At 74.0% G+C, this 22,335-nt stretch carries 18 protein-coding genes and 1 tRNA gene; 18 read left to right on the plus strand and 1 reads right to left on the minus strand.

Annotation, left to right across the window (positions count from 1 at the left end):
* Positions 1 to 218 precede the first annotated feature (218 nt).
* The 9 genes from recN to TPA0908_RS19235 all read left to right on the plus strand — a co-directional run bounded on the left by recN (position 219) and on the right by TPA0908_RS19235 (position 12,720).
* On the plus strand, positions 219 to 1,976 hold the full coding sequence (gene recN, locus TPA0908_RS19195; RefSeq protein ID WP_281939836.1) for a DNA repair protein RecN: 1,758 nt from the start codon (positions 219 to 221) through the stop codon (positions 1,974 to 1,976).
* Between the two features lie 118 nt (positions 1,977 to 2,094).
* A complete protein-coding gene (gene steA / locus TPA0908_RS19200; RefSeq protein ID WP_281939838.1) occupies positions 2,095 to 3,273 on the plus strand; it encodes a putative cytokinetic ring protein SteA in 1,179 nt (392 codons plus the stop codon).
* Positions 3,274 to 3,300: 27 nt separating this feature from the next.
* The gene (locus TPA0908_RS19205; RefSeq protein ID WP_281939840.1) at positions 3,301 to 4,242 is read left to right on the plus strand and encodes a copper transporter; all 942 of its coding nucleotides are present in this window, start codon (positions 3,301 to 3,303) and stop codon (positions 4,240 to 4,242) included.
* 61 nt (positions 4,243 to 4,303) lie between these two features.
* Positions 4,304 to 5,167 (plus strand): hypothetical protein, encoded by an 864-nt coding sequence (locus TPA0908_RS19210; RefSeq protein ID WP_107160792.1) that lies wholly within the window; start codon positions 4,304 to 4,306, stop codon positions 5,165 to 5,167.
* Position 5,168: 1 nt separating this feature from the next.
* Positions 5,169 to 6,857 (plus strand): murein biosynthesis integral membrane protein MurJ, encoded by a 1,689-nt coding sequence (gene murJ / locus TPA0908_RS19215; protein WP_281939842.1) that lies wholly within the window; start codon positions 5,169 to 5,171, stop codon positions 6,855 to 6,857.
* The gene (locus TPA0908_RS19220; protein WP_281939843.1) at positions 6,854 to 7,987 is read left to right on the plus strand and encodes a glycosyltransferase family 4 protein; all 1,134 of its coding nucleotides are present in this window, start codon (positions 6,854 to 6,856) and stop codon (positions 7,985 to 7,987) included. The genes murJ and TPA0908_RS19220 overlap by 4 nt, the downstream gene beginning before the upstream one ends.
* Positions 7,987 to 10,218, plus strand: a complete 2,232-nt coding sequence (locus tag TPA0908_RS19225; RefSeq protein WP_281939845.1) for a hypothetical protein — start codon at positions 7,987 to 7,989, stop codon at positions 10,216 to 10,218. The genes TPA0908_RS19220 and TPA0908_RS19225 overlap by 1 nt, the downstream gene beginning before the upstream one ends.
* Before the next feature lie 154 nt (positions 10,219 to 10,372).
* Positions 10,373 to 12,118, plus strand: a complete 1,746-nt coding sequence (locus TPA0908_RS19230; RefSeq protein ID WP_281939847.1) for a CTP synthase — start codon at positions 10,373 to 10,375, stop codon at positions 12,116 to 12,118.
* A complete protein-coding gene (locus TPA0908_RS19235) occupies positions 12,115 to 12,720 on the plus strand; it encodes an NUDIX domain-containing protein (RefSeq protein WP_281939849.1) in 606 nt (201 codons plus the stop codon). Before TPA0908_RS19230 ends, TPA0908_RS19235 begins: the two co-directional genes overlap by 4 nt.
* 62 nt (positions 12,721 to 12,782) lie before the next feature.
* Here the strand turns inward: TPA0908_RS19235 and TPA0908_RS19240 are convergent, their stop codons facing one another.
* Positions 12,783 to 13,154 carry a TM2 domain-containing protein gene (locus TPA0908_RS19240; protein WP_107160804.1) on the minus strand — a complete coding sequence of 124 codons (372 nt, stop codon included), beginning with the start codon at positions 13,152 to 13,154 and terminating at the stop codon, positions 12,783 to 12,785.
* A gap of 170 nt (positions 13,155 to 13,324) precedes the next feature.
* Here TPA0908_RS19240 and ald point away from each other — a divergent pair, with 170 nt between their 5' ends.
* The 9 genes from ald to TPA0908_RS19285 all read left to right on the plus strand — a co-directional run bounded on the left by ald (position 13,325) and on the right by TPA0908_RS19285 (position 21,965).
* On the plus strand, positions 13,325 to 14,440 hold the full coding sequence (gene ald, locus TPA0908_RS19245) for an alanine dehydrogenase (protein WP_281939851.1): 1,116 nt from the start codon (positions 13,325 to 13,327) through the stop codon (positions 14,438 to 14,440).
* On the plus strand, positions 14,437 to 15,426 hold the full coding sequence (locus tag TPA0908_RS19250) for a site-specific tyrosine recombinase XerD (protein WP_281942621.1): 990 nt from the start codon (positions 14,437 to 14,439) through the stop codon (positions 15,424 to 15,426). The genes ald and TPA0908_RS19250 overlap by 4 nt, the downstream gene beginning before the upstream one ends.
* Before the next feature lie 293 nt (positions 15,427 to 15,719).
* The gene (locus TPA0908_RS19255; protein WP_091657002.1) at positions 15,720 to 16,643 is read left to right on the plus strand and encodes a ParA family protein; all 924 of its coding nucleotides are present in this window, start codon (positions 15,720 to 15,722) and stop codon (positions 16,641 to 16,643) included.
* 41 nt (positions 16,644 to 16,684) lie between these two features.
* Positions 16,685 to 17,638: a segregation and condensation protein A gene (locus tag TPA0908_RS19260; RefSeq protein WP_281939856.1), complete on the plus strand. Its 954-nt coding sequence runs from the start codon at positions 16,685 to 16,687 to the stop codon at positions 17,636 to 17,638.
* A 25-nt stretch (positions 17,639 to 17,663) separates the two neighbouring features.
* Positions 17,664 to 18,659, plus strand: coding sequence for an SMC-Scp complex subunit ScpB (gene scpB, locus TPA0908_RS19265; RefSeq protein WP_281939858.1), 996 nt, complete (start codon positions 17,664 to 17,666; stop codon positions 18,657 to 18,659).
* Positions 18,646 to 19,416: a pseudouridine synthase gene (locus TPA0908_RS19270; RefSeq protein WP_281939860.1), complete on the plus strand. Its 771-nt coding sequence runs from the start codon at positions 18,646 to 18,648 to the stop codon at positions 19,414 to 19,416. Before scpB ends, TPA0908_RS19270 begins: the two co-directional genes overlap by 14 nt.
* 173 nt (positions 19,417 to 19,589) lie before the next feature.
* Complete coding sequence (gene cmk / locus TPA0908_RS19275) at positions 19,590 to 20,270, plus strand: (d)CMP kinase (protein WP_281939862.1); 681 nt, start codon at positions 19,590 to 19,592, stop codon at positions 20,268 to 20,270.
* Positions 20,271 to 20,316: 46 nt separating this feature from the next.
* Positions 20,317 to 21,723 (plus strand): ribosome biogenesis GTPase Der, encoded by a 1,407-nt coding sequence (gene der, locus TPA0908_RS19280; protein ID WP_281939864.1) that lies wholly within the window; start codon positions 20,317 to 20,319, stop codon positions 21,721 to 21,723.
* Between the two features lie 168 nt (positions 21,724 to 21,891).
* Positions 21,892 to 21,965 (plus strand) — tRNA-Pro (locus TPA0908_RS19285).
* The last annotated feature ends 370 nt before the right edge of the window (positions 21,966 to 22,335 follow it).

The following is a 22,335-nucleotide window of genomic DNA, read 5'->3' on the forward strand; positions in this document are numbered from 1 at the left end:
TCGTTGAGCCGCCGCCGGAGGAAGCGGCGGCGCACGAGCTGGCCGACGCCCGGCGCCCCGACTCCACACCCACCCCCGGCTCCCGAGCGCGCTGTTTCCCGGGAAGAGTGGCTGTCCGCGGCGGACCAGCCACTCTTCCCGGGAAAGCGCAGAGCGACCGTCGCCGGCCACCGTGCCGGCTGGTCAACTGTCACCCGGCGGGGCTACTGTCGGGTGCTGTGCTGGAAGAGCTGCGCATCACCGGACTGGGCGTCATCGAGGACACCACGCTGCCGTTGGCCGGGGGGATGAACGTCATCACCGGCGAGACCGGCGCCGGCAAGACCATGGTGGTGACCGGCCTCGGCCTGCTCTTCGGCGGCCGGGCCGACGCGGGTCGGGTGCGGGCCCAGCCGGGCCGCGCGGTGGTGGAGGGGCGGCTGCGGCTGCGTGGCCGGGTGGCCGAGGCGGTGCACGCGCGGATCATCGACGCCGGCGGCGAGCCCGACGAGGACGGCTCACTGCTGCTCAGCCGCACCGTCACGATCGAGGGGCGCTCGCGAGCCCACCTGGGCGGGCGCAGCATGCCGGTGGCGACGCTCGGCGAGGTCGGCGAGCAGGCGCTGGCGGTGCACGGCCAGTCCGACCAGCTGCGCCTGCTGCGTCCGGCCGAGCAGCGGGCCGCGCTCGACCGGTTCGCCGGCGCCGAGCACGAGAAGCTGCTGGACGCGCTGCGCGAGACGTACGCGCGGTGGCGGGCGGTGGTCGACGACCTGGCCGACCGGCGGCGCAACGCCCGTGAGCGCAACCAGGAGGCCGACCTGCTCCGGCTCGGCCTCGACGAGATCACCCGGGTCGATCCGCAGCCGGGGGAGGACGACGAGCTGAAGGCGGAGGCGCAGCGGCTGGAGCACGCCGAGGGGCTGCGCACCGCGGCGCAGGTGGCGCAGCAGTGCGTGGCCGGCGGTGTGGAGGCGACCGACGACACGCCCGACGTGGCCGTGCTGCTCGGCACCGCCCGCCGCACGCTGGAGGCGCAGGCCGGCACCGACCCGGCGCTCGGTGAGTTGGCGGCCCGGCTGGAGGAGGTCGCCACGCTGGTCACCGACGTGGCCGCCGAGCTGTCCACCTACCTGACCGCGCTGGACGCCGATCCGGCCCGGCTGGAGACGATCTACGAGCGACGGGCCGCGCTGCGCGGGCTCACCCGCAAGTACGCCGACGACGTGGACGGTGTGGTGGCCTGGGCCGAGCGGGCCCGCGTCCGGCTGTCCGAACTGGACACCTCCGACGAGTTGCTGGACGAGTTGGACCGGGAGGCGGCCCGCCTCGCCGGTGAGGTGGCCGACCTCGCCGGTCGGGTCTCCGCCTCCCGGCAGGAGGCCGCCGGTCGCTTCGCCGAGCAGGTCACCGTCGAGCTGGCCGGGCTGGCCATGCCGCATGCCCGGATCGAGGTGGCGGTGCTGCCGCGGGCGGCCGGGCGGTCCGAGCCGAGCCTGCCGGTCAACGGCGTCGAGGCGGGCGTCGGCGCGGACGGCGCCGACGAGGTCGAGCTGCGGCTGTTGGCGCATCCCGGCGCGCCGTCGTTGCCGTTGCAGCGGGGTGCCTCCGGCGGTGAGCTGTCCCGGGTGATGCTCGCCATCGAGGTGGTCTTCGCCGGTTCCGGCGGTCCGCCCACGCTGGTCTTCGACGAGGTCGACGCCGGTGTCGGCGGGCAGGCCGCGGTGGAGATCGGCCGGCGGCTGGCCCGGTTGGCGCGCAGCCACCAGGTGCTCGTGGTGACCCACCTGCCCCAGGTGGCCGCGTTCGCGGACCGGCACCTGGTGGTGGCGAAGGACACCGGGGGCGCGGTGACCACCAGCGGCGTCCGCGTGGTGGAGGACACCGAGCGGGCCCGGGAGCTGGCCCGGATGCTCGCCGGTTTGCCGGACTCCGATCTGGGTATCGCTCACGCCGAGGAACTCCTGGCGGTGGCGGCCAAGGAACGGCGTCCGTGATACCCCGATTGTGAGCGCAAGCACACCGGGGCGCGTCCCGGTGTGCTTCCCTGGGTAGGCGGCCCTGCTCAGGCATGTCGCGACAGCAGAACCTGCCCCACATGCCAGGATGGTCACGATGCGTCTACCCACACTGCGCCGGACCCGGAACGCGGAACCGGGCTCGATCCTCGGCACCGCGCGCCTCGACCGCCGGACGAAACGGCTGGTCGGCCGCCTGCGTCCGGGTGACATCGCGGTCATCGACCACGTCGACCTGGACCGGGTGGCGGCCGACTCGCTCGTCGCGGTCGGCGTGGCCGCGGTGCTGAACGCCAAGCCGTCGGTGTCCGGGCGCTATCCCAACCTCGGCCCCGAGGTGCTGGTCTCGGCCGGCATCCCGCTCCTGGACGACCTCGGCGAGGGCGTCTTCGAGCAGGTCCGCGAGGGCGATCTGGTGCGCATCGAGGGCAACACCGTCTTCGTGGGCACGGAGCCGGTCGCGCACGGCGCGCTCCAGGACGCGGAGACGGTCGGCAAGTCGATGGCCGACGCCCGGGAGGGCCTGTCGGTGCAGTTGGAGGCGTTCGCCGCCAACACGATGGACTACCTCCGGCAGGAACGCGACCTGCTGCTCGACGGCGTCGGCGTGCCGGAGATCCAGACCCAGATGCAGGGCCGGCACTGCCTGATCGTGGTCCGGGGCTACGACTACAAGGCCGACCTGGACGTGCTGCGGCCCTACATCCGCGAGTTCAAGCCGGTGCTGATCGGCGTGGACGGCGGGGCCGACGCGCTGGTCGAGGCCGGCTACACCCCCGACATGATCATCGGCGACATGGACTCGGTCACCGACGACGTGCTGCGCTGCGGCGCCGAGGTGATCGTGCACGCCTACCCGGACGGGCGGGCCCCCGGTCTGGCCCGGGTCAACGGCCTGGGCGTGCCCGCGATCACGTTCCCGGCGGCGGCCACCAGCGAGGACCTGGCCATGCTGCTGGCCGACGAGAAGGGCGCCTCGCTGCTGGTGGCCGTCGGCACCCACGCCACCCTGGTGGAGTTCCTCGACAAGGGCCGCGGCGGCATGGCGTCGACGTTCCTCACCCGCCTGAAGGTGGGCGGCAAGCTGGTCGACGCCAAGGGTGTCAGCCGGCTCTACCGGCAGAGCATCTCCGGGTCCTCGCTGCTGCTGCTGGTCCTCTCGGCGCTCGCCGCGATGGCCTCCGCGGTGGCCGTCTCCACCGTCGGGAAGGCGTATTTGGGCGTGGTCTCCGAATGGTGGGACAATTTCGTGTTCCAGCTCGGCCAGCTCTTCTAGCCCCCCGACGATCAAGAGGCTGCAAGCGTGATCAACTTCCGCTACCACGTGGTGTCCCTGACCGCGGTCTTCCTCGCGCTGGCGATCGGCCTGGTGGTCGGCACAGCCGCCCTCAACGGTCCGGTCGCCGACTCGCTCCGGGAAACCGTCGACGGCCTGCGCAAGGACAACTCGCTGATGCGCCAGTCGGTCAACGACATGCAGAAGCAGCTGAAGACCGAGGAGGACTTCGTCGGCGAGATGGCGCCGCTGGTCCTGACCGGCAAGCTGGCCGGCCGGCGGGTGGTGGTGCTCACGCTGCCCAGCGGCCGGGACCAGACCGAGGGCGTGATCGAGATGCTCCGCACCGCCGGCGCGGACGTCACCGGCCGGATCACCGTGCAGGACAAGTTCGCCAACCCGGACAGCAACAACAACCTGCTGGAGCTGGCCGTCACCGCCGTCCGCCCGAACAGCGCCGCCACCGCCAACCTGCCCGGCAACGGGCACGGCGTGGAGACCTCCAGCGCGTTGCTGGCCAACGTCCTGCTGGAGCGCCCCGCGGGCAGCCCGGCGGTCAGCGAGGCCGACCGGCGCAGCGTGCTCCAGAAGTACGCGGAGGCCGGCTACCTCACCCCGGAGGACCGGATCACCGGCCCCGCCGAGGCGGTGGTGCTGGTCACCGGCCAGCCGTACGTGGACAAGGACTCGGCGAAGAAGGACGAGTCGGTGGTGAAGGTCGCCGAGCAGTTCGACCGGGCCGGCGCGGTCGTGGTCGCCGGCATGGGCTCGACCGGCGGCAACCTGGTGGCCGTGGTCCGTGGCGACCCGGTGCTGTCGCAGACCATCTCCACCGTCGACAACGCCAACACCGTGCAGGGACAGCTGGTCACCAGCCTCGCCCTGGCCGAGCAGCTCACCGGGAAGAAGGCCGGCCAGTACGGCGTGGGCGACAACGCCGCCTCCCGGCTGCCTAAACTGCCCGAGTGATCGCGCCCGGGCCGTCCGGTCCGTGCCGCGCCGCGTGGGAGATCCGGATCGGAGGGGTCGCGTGAGACTGGGTCGGCTGCTGACCGTGGGCGCGGGGGTGCTGGCCGCCCGCTACGCGCTTCGGGAGGTGCGCACGTCACCGAGCGCGCCGGCGCTGGAGCGCACCAACTACCGGGGCCGCACGGTGACCCTGGCCGCCGGCCCGGCCCTGGCCGTGGGCGCCGCCACCGCGGGCGCGCTCGGCGCCGGCAGCGCCCCGGCCGGCGCCGCCGCGCTGCTGGCCGGCGTGGGTGCGGGCGCGGTCGGGCTCTACGACGACGTGGTCGGCGCGCGCCCGGAGCAGAAGGCCGCCAAGGGCTTCGCCGGTCACCTCGCCGCGCTGCGCGAGGGCCGGGTCACCGCCGGGCTGGTCAAGGTCGCCGGGGTGGGCGCCGCCGGGCTCGGCGCCGCGGCGCTGCTCGCCGCCGACCGGCGGGTCGCCGCCCATCCGCGCCGCCAGCGGGCCGGCGCGTTCGGCCGCGGGGTCGACGTGCTGCTCGGCGCCGGCGTGGTGGCCGGCACCGCCAACCTGGTCAACCTGCTCGACCTGCGCCCCGGCCGGGCGTTGAAGTCCGGCCTGCTGCTCGGCGCGCCGCTGTCCACCGGCCCGCACGGCGGCATCGCGGCCGGCGCGGTCGGCGCCGCCGCCGGCCTGCTGCGCGACGACCTGGGTGAGCGGGTGATGGTCGGCGACAGCGGCGCCAACGCGCTCGGCGCGCTGCTCGGCGTGAGCCTCGCCGCGCGTACCGGGCCGCTCGGGCGGGCCGGGGTGCTGGCCGTGCTCGCCGCGCTCACGGCCGCCAGCGAGAAGGTCAGCTTCACCCAGGTCATCCACCGGACCCCGGGGTTGCGGCACCTCGACGAGCTGGGCCGGCTCGCCGACTGACGTGACGAAACCGGCACCCCTCGCCGCCGTCGGCCGTGTCGCCGGGGCGGCTGCCCTCATCGCCGTGCTCACCGTGGTCAGCCGGCTCGTCGGCTTCGGTCGCACCGCGGTGTTCACCTGGACGCTCGCCCCCACCGACCTCGGTGGCGCCTACCTGGTGGCGAACTACGTCCCGAACGTCATCTTCGAGATCGTCGCCGGTGGGGCGCTGGCCAGTCTGGTCGTACCGCTGCTGGCCGGCGCCGTCGCCGCGGGTGACCGGCGGGCGGTGGCCGCCACCACCGGGGCGCTGCTGACCTGGACGCTGAGCCTGCTGGTCCCGCTGGCGGTGCTGGTGGCGCTGCTCGCCGAGCCGCTGACCGGCCTGCTCGGGCACGGCCTGGACCCGGCCCAGCAGGCGGCCGGGGCGCGGATGCTGCGGGTCTTCGCGCCCCAGTTGCCGCTCTACGGCGTCGGCATCGTGCTCACCGGGGTGCTCCAGGCACACCGCCGGTTCGCCTGGCCGGTGCTCGCGCCGCTGCTGTCCAGCGTCACCGTCATCGCGGTCTACCTCGCCTTCACCGCCGCCGAGGGGCGGCGGGCCGGCATCGGCGAGGTGGGCCGCGGCGGGGAACTGCTGCTCTCCGGCGGCACCACGCTCGGCGTGGTGGTGCTCTCGCTGTCCCTGCTGATCCCGCTGCGCCGGCTGCGGCTGCGACCCCGCTGGGGCTACCGCTTCCCGGTCGACGCCCGGGCCCGGGTCGGTGGCCTGGTGGCCGCCGGGGTGGTCACCGTGACCGCCCAGCAGATCGCCCTGGTCGTCACGCTCAACCAGGTCACCTACGGCCGGGTCGCCGACGTCGGGGTCTACAACCTGGCCCAGACCGTCTACTTCCTGCCCTGGTCGGTGCTGGCGGTGCCGCTCGCGGTGGCCGCGTACCCGACGTTGGTGGCGGCCCGGGCCGGCGGCGACGAACGCGCCTACCGGGACACCCTCGCCCCGGCCGCGCGCGGGGTGGTGCTGTTCAGCCTGCTCGGCGCCGCCGCGCTCGCCGGCACCGCGATCCCGGTCGGGCACTTCTTCTTCCCCGACCCGGTGGACGCGCGGACCGCCGCGGCCGGCATCGCCGGCTTCGCCCCCGGCCTGCTCGGCTACGGCCTGTTCGCGGTGCTCACCCGGGCGCTCTACGCGCGCGGCGAGACCCGCTCGGCCACGGTCGCCACCGCGCTCGGCTGGCTGAGTGTGCCCGCCCTGGCGGTCCTGGCCGGCCAGGCGTTGCCGCTGGCCGACCGGGTGCCGGCGGTGACGCTTGCCACTTCCGCCGGCATGCTGCTGCTCGGCGCGCTGCTGGTCGCCGCCGTACGGCGCGCCGCCGGCCCGCAGGCGCTGGCCGGCATCGGCCGGGCCGGCGTGGCCGGGCTGCTGGCCGCCGCGGTCGCCGCGGCGGGCGGGGTGGCCACCGCCCGCTGGCTGGAGCGGCTGGGGGACGGGACCCCGACGACGCTCGCGGCCCTCGCGCAGGGCATGCTGTCCGGGGTCGTGGTGGGCGTCCTGTTCCTCGCCGTCGCCTGGCTGACCGACGCCCGCGACCTGCGGCCGCTGCTCGCGGCCGTGACCCGCCGGCTGCGTCGCCGGCGACCGGCCGGCGACCCGCCGGCGGACCAGCACCCCGGCGAGCGGGGCGACGGAAAGGAGATCGTTTCCTCATGACGGACGCCTCGCCGGCACCGCGCTGGCCCGGGTCGGTCGCGCTGGTGCTCGCCTCCAGCACCGGCGGGGTGGGGCAGCACGTCCGCTCGGTCGCCCGCGGGCTGACCGGGGCCGGCGCGTCGGTGCTGGTCTGCGGACCGGCCGCCACCCAACAGCAGTTCGACTTCACTCAGACAGGCGCCCGGTTCACGCCGGTGGAGATCCCGGCCAGCCCCACCCCCGGGGACGCGCGCGCGGTCGGCGCGCTGCGCCGGGCGCTGGCGGAGACGCCCGTCGACGTGGTGCACGCGCACGGCCTGCGCGCCGGGCTGGTGGCCGCGCTCGCCCGGCCCACCGTCCCGCTGGTGGTCACCTGGCACAACGCGGTGCTCGCCGGCGGGTTGCGCGGCGCGGCGTCCCGGCTGGTGGAGCGCGTCGTCGCCCGTTCCGTACGGGTCGCGCTGGGCGCCTCCGCCGACCTGGTCGAGCGGGCCGCCGCGCTGGGCGCCGCCGACGCCCGGCTGGCGCCGGTCGCCGCGCCGACGCTGCCCCCGCCGGGACGCCGCCGCGCCGCGGTGCGGGCCGAGTTCGGCGTCACCGCCGACCGCCCGCTGATCCTGTCGGTGGGCCGGCTGCACCCGCAGAAGCGGTACGACGTGCTGATCGACGCCGCCGCCCGGTGGCGGACCCGGGTCCCCGCCCCGGTGGTGGTGATCGCCGGCAGCGGACCCGCCTACCTGCCGCTGGCGGCGCGGATCTCGGCCGCCCGGGCACCGGTGACCCTGCTCGGGCACCGCACGGACGTGGCGGACCTGCTGGCCGGCGCCGACCTGGCGGTGGTCACCAGCGACTGGGAGGCCCGCCAACTGTTCGCGCAGGAGGCGCTGCGTGCCGGTGTGCCGCTGGTGGCGACCGCGGTCGGTGGCCTGCCGGAGCTGGTCGGCGACGCGGCGGTGCTGGTCCCGGCCGGCGACGTGGACGCGGTCGACGCGGCGGTGCGGGAACTGCTCGACGACGCGGCCCGCCGCGCCGACCTGGGCCGCCGGGGCGCGGCCCGCGCCGCGACCTGGCCCACCGAGGCGGACACCGTGGCCGCGCTCGCCGACCTGTACGCCGAGCTGACTCCGCAGCATTCCCCGGAGAACCGCTGATGCTGCGCAGACTGACCCCGGTGCTGCTGACTTTGGTGGTGGTGGCCCTGGGCATCACCGCGTTGGCCGCCCGACCGGACGACGGCGGGCCCCGGCGCAGCGCCGACTTCGTGGTGCTGGTCGGCGCGGCGGGCCTGCGCTGGGACGACGTGGATCCGCGGAACACGCCGACGCTGTGGCGGATGGCCGAGCAGGGCGCGATCGGTTCCCTCTCGGTGCGTTCCGCGCACCGCCCCACCTGCCCGGTGGACGGCTGGTTGACGCTCGGCGCGGGCAACTTCGCGGCCTGGAACGGCAGCCGCCCCGGCGGCTGCCCGGCCACCGGGGTGACCGTCGAGCAGCCCGACGGGATCGGCGCGAACCTGCCCGACCAGCCGGGCGTCGTCGCCCACAACCAGGAGAAGCTCGCCTGGGGCGCGGTGCCGGGCGCGCTTGCCGAGTCGGTGCGCTGTTCGGTGGCGGTCGGGCCGGGCGCGGCGGTGGCCGCCGCCCGCCCGTTCGGCCGCGTCGACAGGTACGAGCCGGCGCTGCCCGACGACCCGGCGGAGCTGCTCGGCTCCTGCGTGCTGAGCATCGTCGACGTGGGCACGGTCGACGACGACGACCCGGCCGTCCGGGCCGCGCAGGCGCGCCAGGCCGACGCCCGGCTCGCCCGGGTGCTCGCCGCCCGGCCGCCGCGCTCGCTGGTGCTGGTGGCCGGCGTCTCCGACACCGACACGCCGGCGCGGCTGCACGTCGCCGTCGCGGACGGTCCCGGCTGGGACGGTGGCTGGCTGACGTCGCCGAGCACCGCCCGGGCCGGCTACCTGCAACTGGTCGACCTGGCCCCGACCGCGCTCGCCGCGCTCGGCCGCCCGATGCCGGAGCGGTTGTTCCTCGGCCGGCCCGCGGTGACCGTCGACGATCGGCCGGACGACCTGCCGGAGGCGATCACGGCGCCGGCCGACGCCGACCGGGAGGCGGCGGCCCAACGCCGGGTCGCCGGCTGGTTCTTCACGCTGCTCGCCGCCGCCCAGATGGCTCTCGCGGTGGCGGTGCTGCCGCTGCTGCGGCGGGCCCGCCGCCTCGCCGGGCCGCACGGGCCGGAGCCGGTGTCCCGGCGGGTGGTCGCGGTGGTGGAGCTGCTGCTGGTCGCCGCCGCGTTGGCGGTGCCGGCGGCGCTGCTGGCCGACGCGGTGCCCTGGTGGCGCGGCACCCACGCGGGCTGGTGGTTCGCCTCGGTGACCGCCCTGCTCATCGTCGGCGGCACGGCGCTGGTCCGGTTCGCTCCCGGGCACGACCGCACGCTCGGGCCGCTCGGCGCGGTGGCCGGGCTGGCCACGCTGGTGGTCGGCGTGGACGTGCTGACCGGTTCCCGGCTGCAACTCAACGGCGTGGTGGGTTACTCCGCGCTGGAGGGCGGCCGGTACGCCGGCCTGGGCACGGTCGGTCTGGGCGTGTTCGTCGCCGGGTCGCTGCTCTGCGGGGGCTGGCTGGCCCAGCGGGTCCGCCGTACCTGGCGGCCGACCGTGATGGTGGCCGTGGCCGGCACCGCGGTGGTGATCGTGGGCAGCCCCTACCTGGGCGCGGACTCGATCGGCGCGATCGCGCTCACCGCCGGGGTGAGCGTGGCCGCGGCGATCTGCGGCGGTGGCTGGCTGACCGTCAGCCGCCTCGCCTGGGCCACCATGGCCGGGCTGGCCGTCACCATCGGCTTCGCGCTCGTCGACCTGGGCCGGCCGGCGGCCGAGCGGGGCAGCCTGGGTCGTTTCCTGGCGGCGCTCGGGGACGGCACCGGCGGCCTGACCGTGCACCGGTCCAGCACCTCGAACTTCCAGACGCTTGTGAACAGCCCGCTGACCGTGCTGGCCCTGGCCGGGGCCGCGCTGGTCTGGCTGGCGCTGCTCCAGCCGTGGGGCGGGCTGATGCGGCTGTTCGGCATCTATCCGGCGATCCGGGCGGCGATGGCCGGCACCGGGGTGGCCGCCGGGCTCGGCGGCGTGCTGGGCGGCTCCGCGCTGGACGTGGCCGGCGCGGCCGGCGCGCTGGTGGTGCCGATGGCGGCGTTGGCCGCGCTGCGGGTGCTCGACCACTCCACCGACCGCACGCTGCCGGACAGCGGCCGGCCCGGGGGAGAGGGCGGCGCGGCGTCGTCGGACGGATCCGGTCCGGGTGGCGTGGGCCCGGCGGGTCCGGGGGCGACCGCGGTGGCCACGGCGCCGGGGGCAGCCACCCCCGCACACCGGAGTTGATCACGGGCGACGGGGCCCCACGTGCGCCGACAGCGGGTGCGACGCCGGCTCACGGTCCGGATGGTGTTACCGTGGAATCCCGTGGATCGCGTGATCACTTGTCTGATCGGCACGGCGGTTCGCACGACCGCTACGGACGACACGGGAGCAGGCCTTGGCCCCTTCAGCACGGACGACCAGGCACATTTTCGTCACCGGGGGAGTCGCCTCCTCGCTGGGCAAGGGCCTCACCGCCTCCAGCCTCGGCAACCTGCTGACCGCGCGCGGGCTGCGCGTGGTGATGCAGAAGCTCGACCCGTACCTGAACGTCGATCCCGGCACGATGAACCCGTTCCAGCACGGCGAGGTGTTCATCACCGAGGACGGGGCGGAGACCGACCTCGACGTCGGCCACTACGAGCGGTTCCTCGACCGTGACCTCTCCGGCAAGGCGAACGTCACCACCGGGCAGATCTACTCGGCGGTGATCGCCAAGGAACGGCGCGGGGAATACCTCGGCGACACGGTCCAGGTCATCCCGCACATCACCAACGAGATCAAGGCCCGGATCCTCGGCATGGCCGACCCGGACGCCGACGGTCAGGTCCCCGACGTGGTGATCACCGAGGTCGGCGGCACGGTCGGCGACATCGAGTCGTTGCCGTTCCTGGAGTCGATCCGCCAGATCCGGCACGACCTGGGCCGGGACAACTGCTTCTACCTGCACGTGTCGCTGGTGCCCTACCTGGCGCCGTCGGGCGAGCTGAAGACCAAGCCGACCCAGCACTCGGTGGCGCAACTGCGCAGCATCGGCATCCAGCCCGACGCGCTGGTGCTGCGCTGCGACCGGGAGATCCCGGACAAGGTCAAGGAGAAGCTCTCGCTCTACTGCGACGTGGACCGGGAGGCGGTCACCGCCGCCCCGGACGCGCCGAGCATCTACGACATCCCGAAGGTGCTGCACCGCGAGGGCCTGGACGCGTACGTGGTGCGCCGGCTCGGCCTGTCGTTCCGCGACGTCGACTGGACCCGCTGGGACGACCTGCTGGAGCGGGTGCACCAGCCGCGCCACACCATCACCGTGGCGCTCGTCGGCAAGTACGTCGACCTGCCCGACGCGTACCTGTCGGTGAGCGAGGCGATCCGGGCGGCCGGGTTCGGCCACCGCGCCCGGGTGCAGCTCAAGTGGGTGCCGAGCGACGAGTGCGTCACCCCGGCCGGCGCCGCCGCCGCGCTGGCCGGCGTGGACGGCATCGTGATCCCCGGCGGGTTCGGGGTGCGTGGCATCGAGGGCAAGGTGGGCACCGCCCGGTACGCCCGGGAGAACGGCGTCCCGCTGCTCGGCCTCTGCCTCGGCCTCCAGTGCATGACCATCGAGGTGGCCCGCCACCTGGCCGGTCTGGACGGGGCGAACTCGCTGGAGTTCGACGAGGAGGCCGTACACCCGGTCATCGCCACCATGGCCGACCAGGAGGACATCGTGGCCGGCCGCGGCGACCTGGGCGGCACCATGCGGCTCGGAGCGTACCCGGCGACGCTGGCCGAGGGGTCGATCGTCGCCCAGGCGTACGGCAGCACCGAGGTCAGCGAGCGGCACCGGCACCGGTACGAGGTGAACAACGCCTACCGCGACCAGCTCACCAAGGCGGGCCTGACCATCTCCGGCACCTCGCCGGACGGCCGGCTGGTCGAGTTCGTCGAGCTGGACCGGGACCTGCACCCGTTCTTCGTGGCCACCCAGGCGCACCCGGAGCTGAAGAGCCGCCCGACCCGCCCGCACCCGCTGTTCGCGGCGTTCGTGGACGCCGCGGTCGCGTACTCCGAGTCCGACCAGCTCCCGGTCGACCTGGACGGCCCGGCGGACGCCGCCGCGGCGAAGAAGGCCGGCCGCAACGGTGGCACGAAGGCGGCGGCGAAGTGAGCGGCGTCGAGCACCGGTACGAGGTGACCGCGCGCCGGGACGTCTGGTCCGGCCGGATCTTCTCGGTGTTCAGCGACGACGTGACCATGCCCGGCGGCGGCACCGCGGCCCGCGACTACGTCCGGCACGTGGGCGCGGTGGCGGTGGTGGCGCTCGACGACGCCGGTCAGGTGGTGCTGATCCGCCAGTACCGGCACCCGGTCGGCCGGCACCTGTGGGAGCTGCCCGCCGGGCTGATGGACGTCAGCGGCGAGGATCTGGCCGCCGCGGCGGCGCGGGAGCTGGCCGAGGAGGCCGACCTGACCGCGGGGCGCGTCGACGTGCTCGTGGACCTGCACAGCTCGCCCGGTTTCTCGGACGAGGTGGTGCGCGTCTTCCTGGCCCGTGACCTCGCCGACGTGCCGGCGGCACAGCGGCACGACCGCCGCGAGGAGGAGGCCGACCTCCAGGTGGTCCGGGTCGACCTCGACGAGGCGGTCCGGATGGTCCTGGCCGGGGAGATCACCAACGCGGCCTGCGTGGCCGGGCTGCTGGCCGCCGCCCGGGCCCGGGAGACCGGCTTCACCGAGCTGCGTCGCCCGCAGGCGCCGCTGCCGCGCTGATCGGAACTGACGACGAAGGGGCCGCGCGGCAGACGCCGCACGGCCCCTTTCCGGTTCGCCGCTCAGTCGCGCAGCGGGCGGCCCTGGCCGTCGACGCCGCCGTTGACCAGGATCAGGATGCCGTCGACGAGGCCCCAGATCGCGCCGAAGCCACAGGTCACGAGTGTGACCACGAGCTGGATGACGCCGGTCTTGGTGTCGCCCATGTAGAACCGGCCGATGCCGAAGCCGCCGAGGAGGATCTGGAGGATGCCCGCGACGACCTTGCTCTTGTCCGAGACGCCGTACGGGTGCTGCTGGTAAGGAGTGGTCATGAGCGGACACCATAGTGATCCACTCGCGTTCCGCGCGCGCCGGCACCCCACCGGTGGGAAGATATTTACCGAAGTCTGTCCTGTCGGCTGATGGCGTCTCCACCGGCCAGCCCGGTCCATGCCTGACACTCCGTCAGCACCACCGGGCACCAGATGTCACAGTGTCGGCGTCCCCGCGCCGTCCGCGCGCCTAGACTGCCGCCGGCGGGACCTGACCGCGTCGGCAACGGAGCCGTCGCGGCGCCGCGCTGTCGGGGGTGAGCCGCGCCCCGGAGGAAGGTGTCTGCATCGTGAAGGTCGGAATCCCCCGCGAGGTCAAGAACCACGAGTACCGGGTGGCGATCACGCCGGCGGGCGTCAACGAGTTCACCCGCCACGGTCACGAGGTCTTCGTCGAGGCGGGCGCCGGGGTCGGCTCCAGCATCACCGACGAGGAGTTCGCCGCCGCCGGCGCGAAGATCCTGGCCACCGCCGACGAGGTCTGGGACACCGCCGAGCTGGTACTCAAGGTCAAGGAGCCGATCGCCGAGGAGTACCCCCGCATGCGCGAGGGGCAGGTGCTCTTCACCTACCTGCACCTGGCCGCCTCCCGTGAGTGCACCGACGCGCTCGTGGACCGCAAGGTCACCGGCATCGCGTACGAGACGGTCGAGCTGCCGGACCGGTCGCTGCCGCTGCTCGCCCCGATGTCCGAGGTGGCCGGCCGGCTCGCCCCGCAGGTCGGCGCGTTCTACATGATGCGTACCGGCGGCGGTCGGGGCGTGCTGCCCGGCGGCGTCTCCGGTGTGTACGCGGCCAAGACCGTGGTCATCGGCGCCGGCGTGTCCGGCCTGAACGCCGCCGCCATCGCGCTGGGCCTCCAGTCCGAGGTGCTGCTGCTGGACAAGAACGTGGCCCGGCTGCGTTCCGCCGACGCCATCTACCGGGGCCACCTGCAGACCGTGGCCTCCAACGCGTACGAGATCGAGCGGGCCGTGCTCGACGCGGACCTGGTCATCGGCGCGGTGCTGGTGCCCGGCGCGAAGGCCCCGAAGCTGATCTCCAACGAGCTGGTCTCCCGGATGAAGCCGGGCAGCGTGCTCGTCGACATCGCCATCGACCAGGGTGGCTGCTTCGAGGACTCGCGCCCCACCACGCACGCCGACCCGGTCTACAAGGTGCACGACTCGATCTTCTACTGCGTGGCGAACATGCCCGGCGCGGTGCCGAACACCAGCACCTACGCGCTGACCAACGTCACCCTGCCGTACGCGCTCGAACTGGCCAACCAGGGCTGGCGCAAGGCGCTGCGCGGCGACCCGGCGCTGGCGCTGGGCCTGAACACCCACGACGGCCGGGTCGTCTACGGCCCGGTCGCCGAGGCGCACGGCATGGACGTGCTGCCGCTGGCCGAGGTGCTGAGCTGACCGACCCCGAGGCGCACCGGGCCGGCGCGACACCCGCGCCGGCCCTGCGCCGCGCGGTCCGGAGCTACCTGGACCACCTCACCGTCGAGCGTGGCCTGTCCGGGAACACGCTCGCCTCGTACCGCCGGGACCTGGACCGCTACCTCGACACGCTGGCCGCCGCCGGGGTGACCGACCTGGCCGCCGCCGGTCCGGGCGAGGTCGAGTCCCACCTGGCCCGGCTGCGGGCCGGCGACGACGACCACCCGCCGCTCGCCGTCTCGTCCACCGCCCGCGCCGCCAGCGCGGTACGCGGCCTGCACCGCTTCGCGCTGCGCGAGGGCCTGGCCGGCGCCGACCCCGGCCGCGACGTCCGCCCGCCGACCCCGCCGCGCCGGCTGCCCCGGGCGCTGCCGCTCGACGCCGTGCTCCGGCTGATCGACGCCGCCGGCCCGGCGACCGCCACCGGCGACGACGCGCCCCGCGCGCTGCGCGACCGGGCGCTGCTGGAATTCCTGTACGGCACCGGCGCGCGCGTCTCCGAGGCGGTCGGCGCGGTCGTCGACGACCTCGACCTGGACGCCGGCGCCGTGCTGCTGCGCGGCAAGGGCGGCAAGGCGCGCCTCGTGCCGGTCGGCGGGTACGCCGCCGACGCGGTGCGCGCCTGGCTGACCCGGGGCCGACCGGCGCTGCTCGCCGCCGGGCGGGGCACCCCGGCGCTGTTCGTCAACGCCCGGGGCGGGCCGCTCACCCGGCAGGGCGCCTGGGGTGTGCTGCGCGCCGCCGCCGACCGGGCCGGCCTGCCGGTCGACGGGCCGGACGCGGTCTCCCCGCACACGCTGCGCCACTCGTACGCCACCCACCTGCTCGACGGCGGCGCGGACGTGCGCGTGGTGCAGGAACTGCTCGGCCACGCGTCGGTGACCACCACCCAGGTGTACACGTTGGTCACCGTGGAACGGCTGCGCGAGGTGTACGCCACCGCGCATCCGCGCGCCATCGGGTGAGCGCGAGGAGTGAGCCGGGGTTGCGAGCCCCGCAGTCGCGAACGGAAGGTGGCTCCGCGTGAGCGCGAGGAGTGAGCCGGGGTTGCGAGCCCCGCAGTCGCGAACAGAAGGTGGCTCAGCCTGACGGCCGGCCGACACGCCGACCCGCTGCCGAACGTGCTGCTCGCCCGTGGCGTACAGTCGGCATCGGCGCGGGCCTCCAGGTGCGACGGACCGGGGGTGCGCAGCGGCGCCGCGAGGGACGTCGGACGGCTCCGACGCCGGGTTGGTCGTCGGGAGGGGGCAACGAGGACATGGCAGGAAACGGTGACCGTGCCGAGACCTGGACGTCGGAGCTCCGTGAGCAGCAGGCGACGCTCGGCGCCGACCTCGGCCCCGCCGACCCGGCCGCGTACACGATGCGCAAGCCGATCCCGGAACCGATGCCGACCGACCGGCACGGCCCGGCGCGGATCATCGCGATGGCCAACCAGAAGGGTGGCGTCGGCAAGACCACGACCACCATCAACCTGGGCGCCGCGCTCGCCGAGTACGGCCGCAAGGTGCTGCTCGTCGACTTCGACCCGCAGGGCGCGCTCTCCGTCGGCCTGGGCGTCAACCCGCACAACCTCGACCTCTCGGTCTACAACCTGCTCATGCAGGACGACGTCACCGCCGAGGACGTCCTGATCAAGACCGACGTGGCCGGGCTGCACCTGCTCCCGGCCAACATCGACCTCTCCGCCGCCGAGATCCAGCTGGTCAACGAGGTCGCCCGGGAGATGGCCCTGGCCCGGGTGCTGCGCACCATCCGCAAGGAGTACGACTTCATCCTGATCGACTGCCAGCCCTCGCTGGGCCTGCTGGCGATCAACGCGTTGACCGTGGCGCACGGCGTGCTCATCCCGCTGGAGTGCGAGTTCTTCAGCCTGCGCGGCGTCGCGCTGCTGCTGGACACCATCGACAAGGTGCGCGAGCGGCTCAACTTCGACCTCGAACTCGAAGGCATCCTCGCCACCATGTACGACAGCCGCACCACCCACTGCCGTCAGGTGCTGCAACGGGTGGTCGAGGCGTTCGGCGACAAGGTCTACCAGACCGTCATCACCAAGACGGTGAAGTTCCCCGAGTCGACGGTGGCCGGCGCGCCGATCACCACGCTCGACCCGGCCTCCTCCGGCGCGCGCAACTACCGGCAGCTCGCCCGAGAGGTGATCGCCGCCGAGACGGACCGGTAGGGCGTCCGCCACCCGCCCACCGCGTCGACTACGGTTTCCCGGTGACCGCGCCGCCCCTCGACCCGCCGCACGGCGCCGGCGACCCCGCCGAGGTCGACACCGGGCCCGCCGAGACCAGCGGTTTCACGGTCCGGCTGGACAACTTCACCGGCCCGTTCGACCTGCTGCTCCAGCTGATCAGCAAGCACAAGCTGGACGTCACCGAGGTCGCGCTGCACAAGGTCACCGACGAGTTCATCGCATACCTGCGCGCCATGGGCGACCAGTGGGACCTGGACGAGACAAGCGAGTTCCTGCTGGTCGCCGCCACCCTGCTCGACCTGAAGGCGGCCCGGCTGCTGCCCTCGGCCGAGGTGGAGGACGAGGCGGACCTGGCGCTGCTGGAGGCACGGGACCTGCTTTTCGCCCGACTGTTGCAGTACAAGGCGTACAAGGAGGCGGCGGCGCACATCGCCGGGTTGGAGGCGGTCGGCGGCCGGCGGTATCCCCGGGCGGTCACCCTGGAACCCCGGTACGCCGAGGCGCTGCCCGACCTGGTGCTCGGCATCGGCCCGCAGCGGCTGCTCCGGCTCGCGGTCAAGGCGATGAGCCCGAAGCCGGTGCCCGAGGTGTCCATCGCGCACGTGCACATGGTCCGGGTCAGCGTCCGGGAACACGCCGGCATCATCGCCGAGCGGCTGCGCCGGGCCGGTGTCGCCACCTTCTCGCAGCTCTGCGCCGACTGCGAGATCACGCTGGAGGTGGTCGCCCGGTTCCTGGCGCTGCTGGAGCTGTACCGGCAGGGCCTCGTCGCGTTCGTGCAGGAGCAGGCGCTGGAGGAGTTGACGGTCCGCTGGACCGGCACGGCCGAAGGCGACGCCGAGTTGACCGTCGACGAGTACGCGGGCGCCCCCGAACCCACCAACACCCCCGAACCCGCCGACGTCGCCCAGAACAGCGGCGACGGACCGGCTGACGTCGCACCATCCGCTGCCGCCGCTGAGCCCGCGGGCTAGTCCGCACCGACGCAGGAGTGACCTGATGAGCGACGAGGAACGCCGGGACTCCCTGGCCGACCAGGCTGCCGCCTGGGTGCCTCCGTGGGCGCGCCCCACCCCGCCCGATCCCGCCCCGGACGACGCCTCCGTCGCCGAGCAGGAGACCCCCGAAGCGGATCTTGGAAGCAACGGGCCCCCAGAGGGGCCGAATTCTTCCAAGATCGCCGCGACTGGGTCGGATCTTGGTACGGGGGCGCCCTCTGAGGGGCGCGAGCGTACCAAGATCTCGGGCTTGGGCGGGACGGACGACGGTGATCTCTCCCCCGGAGCCGGCGCCGACGCGGCTGTCGACTGCGGCGTTCATGCGGCTGCCGGCGCAGGCGTCGGGCCGGCTGTCGACCGCGGTGTCGGCCCTGGCGGCGACGGGGGCGGCGTACCCCCGAGGCGGGGGCGGCGGCGGGCGGCGCCGGAGCCGGCGCCCGCGCCCGTCCTGGACGACGCGGAGCTGCGTGGCGCGCTGGAGGCGATCCTGCTGGTGGTGGACCAGCCGGTCAGCGAGCTGGTCCTGGCCGAGGTGCTGGAGCAGGCCCCGGAACGGGTCGGCGCGATGCTCGACGAGATCGCCGCCGGCTACACCTCGGCCGGGCACGGGTTCGAGCTGCGCCGTGCCGCGGGTGGCTGGCGTCTCTACACCCGGCCGGAATACGCCACCTACGTCGAGCGGTTCGTGCTGGACGGGCAGTCGGTCCGGCTGACCCAGGCCGCGCTGGAGACACTCGCCGTGGTCGCCTACCGCCAGCCGGTGACCCGGTCGCGCATCTCGGCCATCCGGGGTGTCAACTGCGACGGGGTGCTCCGTACCCTGGTGGGTCGCGGCCTGGTCGAGGAGTGCGGCACCGAAGCGGACAGCGGTGCGTTCCTCTACCGGACCACCACCATGTTCCTGGAGAAGCTGGGGCTCAACTCGGTGGACGACCTGCCGCCCCTGGCCCCGTTCCTGCCCGACGACGTAGAAGAGCTTGCCGATGCGACGCGATGACCGTGCCCCGAAGCCCGACGCCCCCGTGTACGAGAGCGCCGAGCGCCTCCAGAAGGTGCTCGCCGCCGCGGGGGTGGGCTCGCGGCGGGCCTGCGAGGACCTGATCTTCCGGCGGCGGGTCACGGTCAACGGCCGGGTCGCGCAGCTCGGTGACAAGGCCGACCCGCAACGCGACGTGATCCACGTCGACGGCGAGCGGCTCCAGGCCGACGTCCGCCTGGTCTACGTGGCGATGAACAAGCCGCGCGGGGTGGTCACCACCATGGCTGACGAGAAGGGCCGCACCGAGCTCGCCGACTTCATCGGCGCGCGGCTGGAGCAGCGGGTCTACCACGTCGGGCGACTGGACGCCGACAGTGAGGGCCTGCTCCTGCTCACCAACGACGGCACCCTCGCCCACAAGCTCATGCACCCGTCGTACGAGGTGCTCAAGACCTACCTCGCCGAGGTGGCCGGCCCGATCCCGCGCAACCTGGGCAAGCGGCTGACCGGCGGCGTCGAGCTGGAGGACGGGCCGGTGAAGGTCGACGGGTTCAAGGTGGTCGACACGCTGGGCAAAACCGCTCAGGTGGAGCTGACCCTGCACGAGGGACGCAAGCACATCGTCCGACGCCTGATGGCCGAGGTGGGACATCCGGTGTCCCGGCTGATCCGTACCTCGATCGGTCCGGTCAAGCTTGGCGACCTGCGCACCGGGCGGCTGCGGCGGCTGACCAACGCGGAGGTCGCCGCCCTGTTCAAGGCCGTGGGTGACTGACCGGAGACGACCGGGGTAGGGCGACCGGTAGGCTTCGACGCGGTCCGCGGGCCGGCGCGCACGCGCCCCCGACGGTCGCCCGCGCGGCGCGGGCATGATTGACGACGAGAAACCATCCGCTCAACGGCGTCGCTCCGTGACGACCTGCGAGGTACGGGCTGAGGAGGACAACGGTGGAGGAAAAGGTACCGGCCGGGCGTTGCGTGGTCGCGGTGGACGGGCCGTCCGGTTCGGGCAAGTCCACCGTGTCGCGGCGACTGGCGGTGAGCCTCGGCGCCCGCTACCTCGACACCGGCGCCATGTACCGGGCGCTGACCTGGGCGGTCCTGCGCTCCGGCGTCGAGCTGACCGACACCGAGTCGGTGGCCAAGGTCGCCGGCGAGGCCGACCTGCGCATCGGCACCGACCCCCAGGGGTACGCGGTCACCGTCGACGGCACCGACGTGTCCACCGACATCCGCGGCCCGGAGGTGACCGGTGCGGTCTCCGCGGTGGCCGCCGTGGGCGCGGTCCGGGAGCTGCTGGTGGACCGGCAGCGGCGGCTGGTCGCCGAGGCGGGCCGGATCGTGGTGGAGGGCCGCGACATCGGCTCGGTGGTGACGCCCGACGCCGACCTGAAGGTCTACCTGACCGCCTCCGAGTCGGCGCGTGCCCAACGGCGCAGCGCCGAGGACGCCGCCGACGTCTCGGCGACCGCCGCCGACCTGGCCCGCCGGGACCGGCTCGACTCGACCCGCACCGTCAACCCGCTCCAGCAGGCTCCCGACGCCGTGGTGCTGGACACCACCGAACTGGGCATCGACGAGGTCGTCGCCCGCCTGCGTGACCTGCTCACCGAGCGGGGTGTGGCATGAACGGGTTCTCGCGGGCGCCGCAGGCGCGCACGAAGGGTGACTCGGCATGACCGACGACTTCGGTGGCTGGGTGGAGTTGCATGAGCCGGAGGTCGAGGCCGACGAGCCGACCGGCCCGCAGCCCGTGGTGGCCGTGGTCGGCCGCCCCAACGTGGGCAAGTCCACGCTGGTGAACCGCATCATCGGCCGCCGCCAGGCGGTCGTCGAGGACATCCCCGGCGTGACCCGGGACCGGGTGCCGTACGACGCGCAGTGGAACGGTCGGGCGTTCACCGTGGTGGACACCGGCGGCTGGGAGCCCGACGCCAAGGACCGGGCCGCCGCCATCGCGGCCCAGGCCGAGGCGGCCGTGGCCACCGCCGACGTGGTGCTGTTCGTGGTGGACGCCATGGTCGGCTCGACCGACGTGGACGAGGCCGCGGTGAAGATGCTGCGGCGCAGCGCCAAGCCGGTGATCCTGGTGGGCAACAAGGCCGACAACACCACCATCGAGATGGAGGCGACCGCGCTGTGGTCGCTCGGCCTCGGTGAGCCGTTCCCGGTGTCGGCGCTGCACGGCCGCGGCTCCGGCGAACTGCTCGACGCCATCATGGCCGCGCTGCCCGAGGCGCCGCCGATCGTGGAGAACCGGCCGCGCGGGCCGCGTCGGGTGGCCCTGGTCGGCCGGCCCAACGTCGGCAAGTCCAGCCTGCTCAACCGGTTCTCCGGCGAGGAGCGGGCGGTGGTCGACTCGGTCGCCGGCACCACCGTCGACCCGGTGGACAGCCTGGTCGAGATCGGCGGCGAGACCTGGCAGCTGGTGGACACCGCCGGCCTGCGCAAGCGGGTCGGCAAGGCCAGCGGCACGGAATACTACGCCAGCCTGCGTACCGCCTCGGCGATCGAGGCGGCCGAGGTGGCGGTGGTGCTGCTGGACTCCAGCGAGGTGATCAGCGAGCAGGACCAGCGGATCCTCACCATGGTGGTGGAGGCCGGCCGGGCCCTGGTCATCGCGTTCAACAAGTGGGACCTGGTCGACGCCGACCGCCGCTACTACCTGGACAAGGAGATCGACCGGGAGCTGCGGCGGATCCCGTGGGCGATCCGGCTGAACCTGTCCGCGCAGACCGGCCGGGCGGTGGACAAGCTCGCCCCGGCGTTGCGCAAGGCGCTCGCGAGCTGGGAGACGCGGATCCCCACCGCGCAGCTCAACCAGTGGCTCACCGCGCTGGTCCAGGCCACCCCGCACCCGGTACGTGGCGGGCGCGCCCCGCGCATCCTGTTCGCCACCCAGGCCGGGGTGGCGCCGCCGCGGTTCGTGCTGTTCACCACCGGCCCGCTGGACGCCGGCTACCAGCGGTTCGTGGAGCGCAAGCTGCGCGAGGAGTTCGGCTTCGAGGGCAGCCCGATCGACATCTCGGTGCGCCCGCGCAAGAAGTTGGGCCCGGGCGGTCGCGGCAAGGCGCACGGCTGAGCGGTTCCCTGGAGAAGCCGCCGGGGCCCCGCCCCGGCGGCTTCTTTCCTAGGACGCTTTAGGGGGAGTGACGCCGGCCCGTGCGTCGCCGAGGGGCCCTGTGCGTACGGTGCGAAGATCTTGCGCTAAGCTGTACCGGCTGCCGCGGGGAACGACGCGCGGGGGCATCGGGACGTGGCGCAGCTTGGTAGCGCACTTGACTGGGGGTCAAGGGGTCGTCGGTTCGAATCCGGCCGTCCCGACAGCGAGAGGGTTTCCACAGGTCAGCGACTTGCGGGAGCCCTCTTTTCGTTGGTCTGGCGCAACCTGTCGCCGTTTGAGGCGCTGCTGGAACCCTTGACTCGGGTAGTTTTGCGAGCCGATTTTGGCTGTCTCTCTGTACACCGGCTGGTAGGCGCGTTGCATCGGCGTGGCGTAGTCGCTGCTGGATCACTAAACGGTAGGCGATTTCGGACAGAAGGGGCGTTGTTTCCCGCGGCCGGGAAGCTGGCTGAGGGAGCGAGCAACGTCCGCTCATGCAGAGTTGAGTGCGCTGATTTAGCCAAGATCTACGCGCAAAGGCGCACCGCGGCGACGGGGATCTATTCGGTGAAGGCGCGGGCCCGCCAGATG

The sequence above is a fragment of the Micromonospora sp. AKA38 genome, from assembly GCF_027925725.1.
Taxonomy (GTDB): Bacteria; Actinomycetota; Actinomycetes; order Mycobacteriales; family Micromonosporaceae; genus Micromonospora.

Coding starts and splice junctions, on each gene's coding strand:
- TPA0908_RS19255 (WP_091657002.1), top strand. CDS start 15,720: ATGGCAGGAAACGGTGACCGTGCCGAGACCTGGACGTCGGAGCTCCGT.
- TPA0908_RS19225 (WP_281939845.1), top strand. CDS start 7,987: ATGCTGCGCAGACTGACCCCGGTGCTGCTGACTTTGGTGGTGGTGGCC.
- der (WP_281939864.1), top strand. CDS start 20,317: ATGACCGACGACTTCGGTGGCTGGGTGGAGTTGCATGAGCCGGAGGTC.
- TPA0908_RS19240 (WP_107160804.1), bottom strand. CDS start 13,154: ATGGACCGGGCTGGCCGGTGGAGACGCCATCAGCCGACAGGACAGACT.
- TPA0908_RS19270 (WP_281939860.1), top strand. CDS start 18,646: ATGCGACGCGATGACCGTGCCCCGAAGCCCGACGCCCCCGTGTACGAG.
- scpB (WP_281939858.1), top strand. CDS start 17,664: ATGAGCGACGAGGAACGCCGGGACTCCCTGGCCGACCAGGCTGCCGCC.
- steA (WP_281939838.1), top strand. CDS start 2,095: ATGCGTCTACCCACACTGCGCCGGACCCGGAACGCGGAACCGGGCTCG.
- TPA0908_RS19220 (WP_281939843.1), top strand. CDS start 6,854: ATGACGGACGCCTCGCCGGCACCGCGCTGGCCCGGGTCGGTCGCGCTG.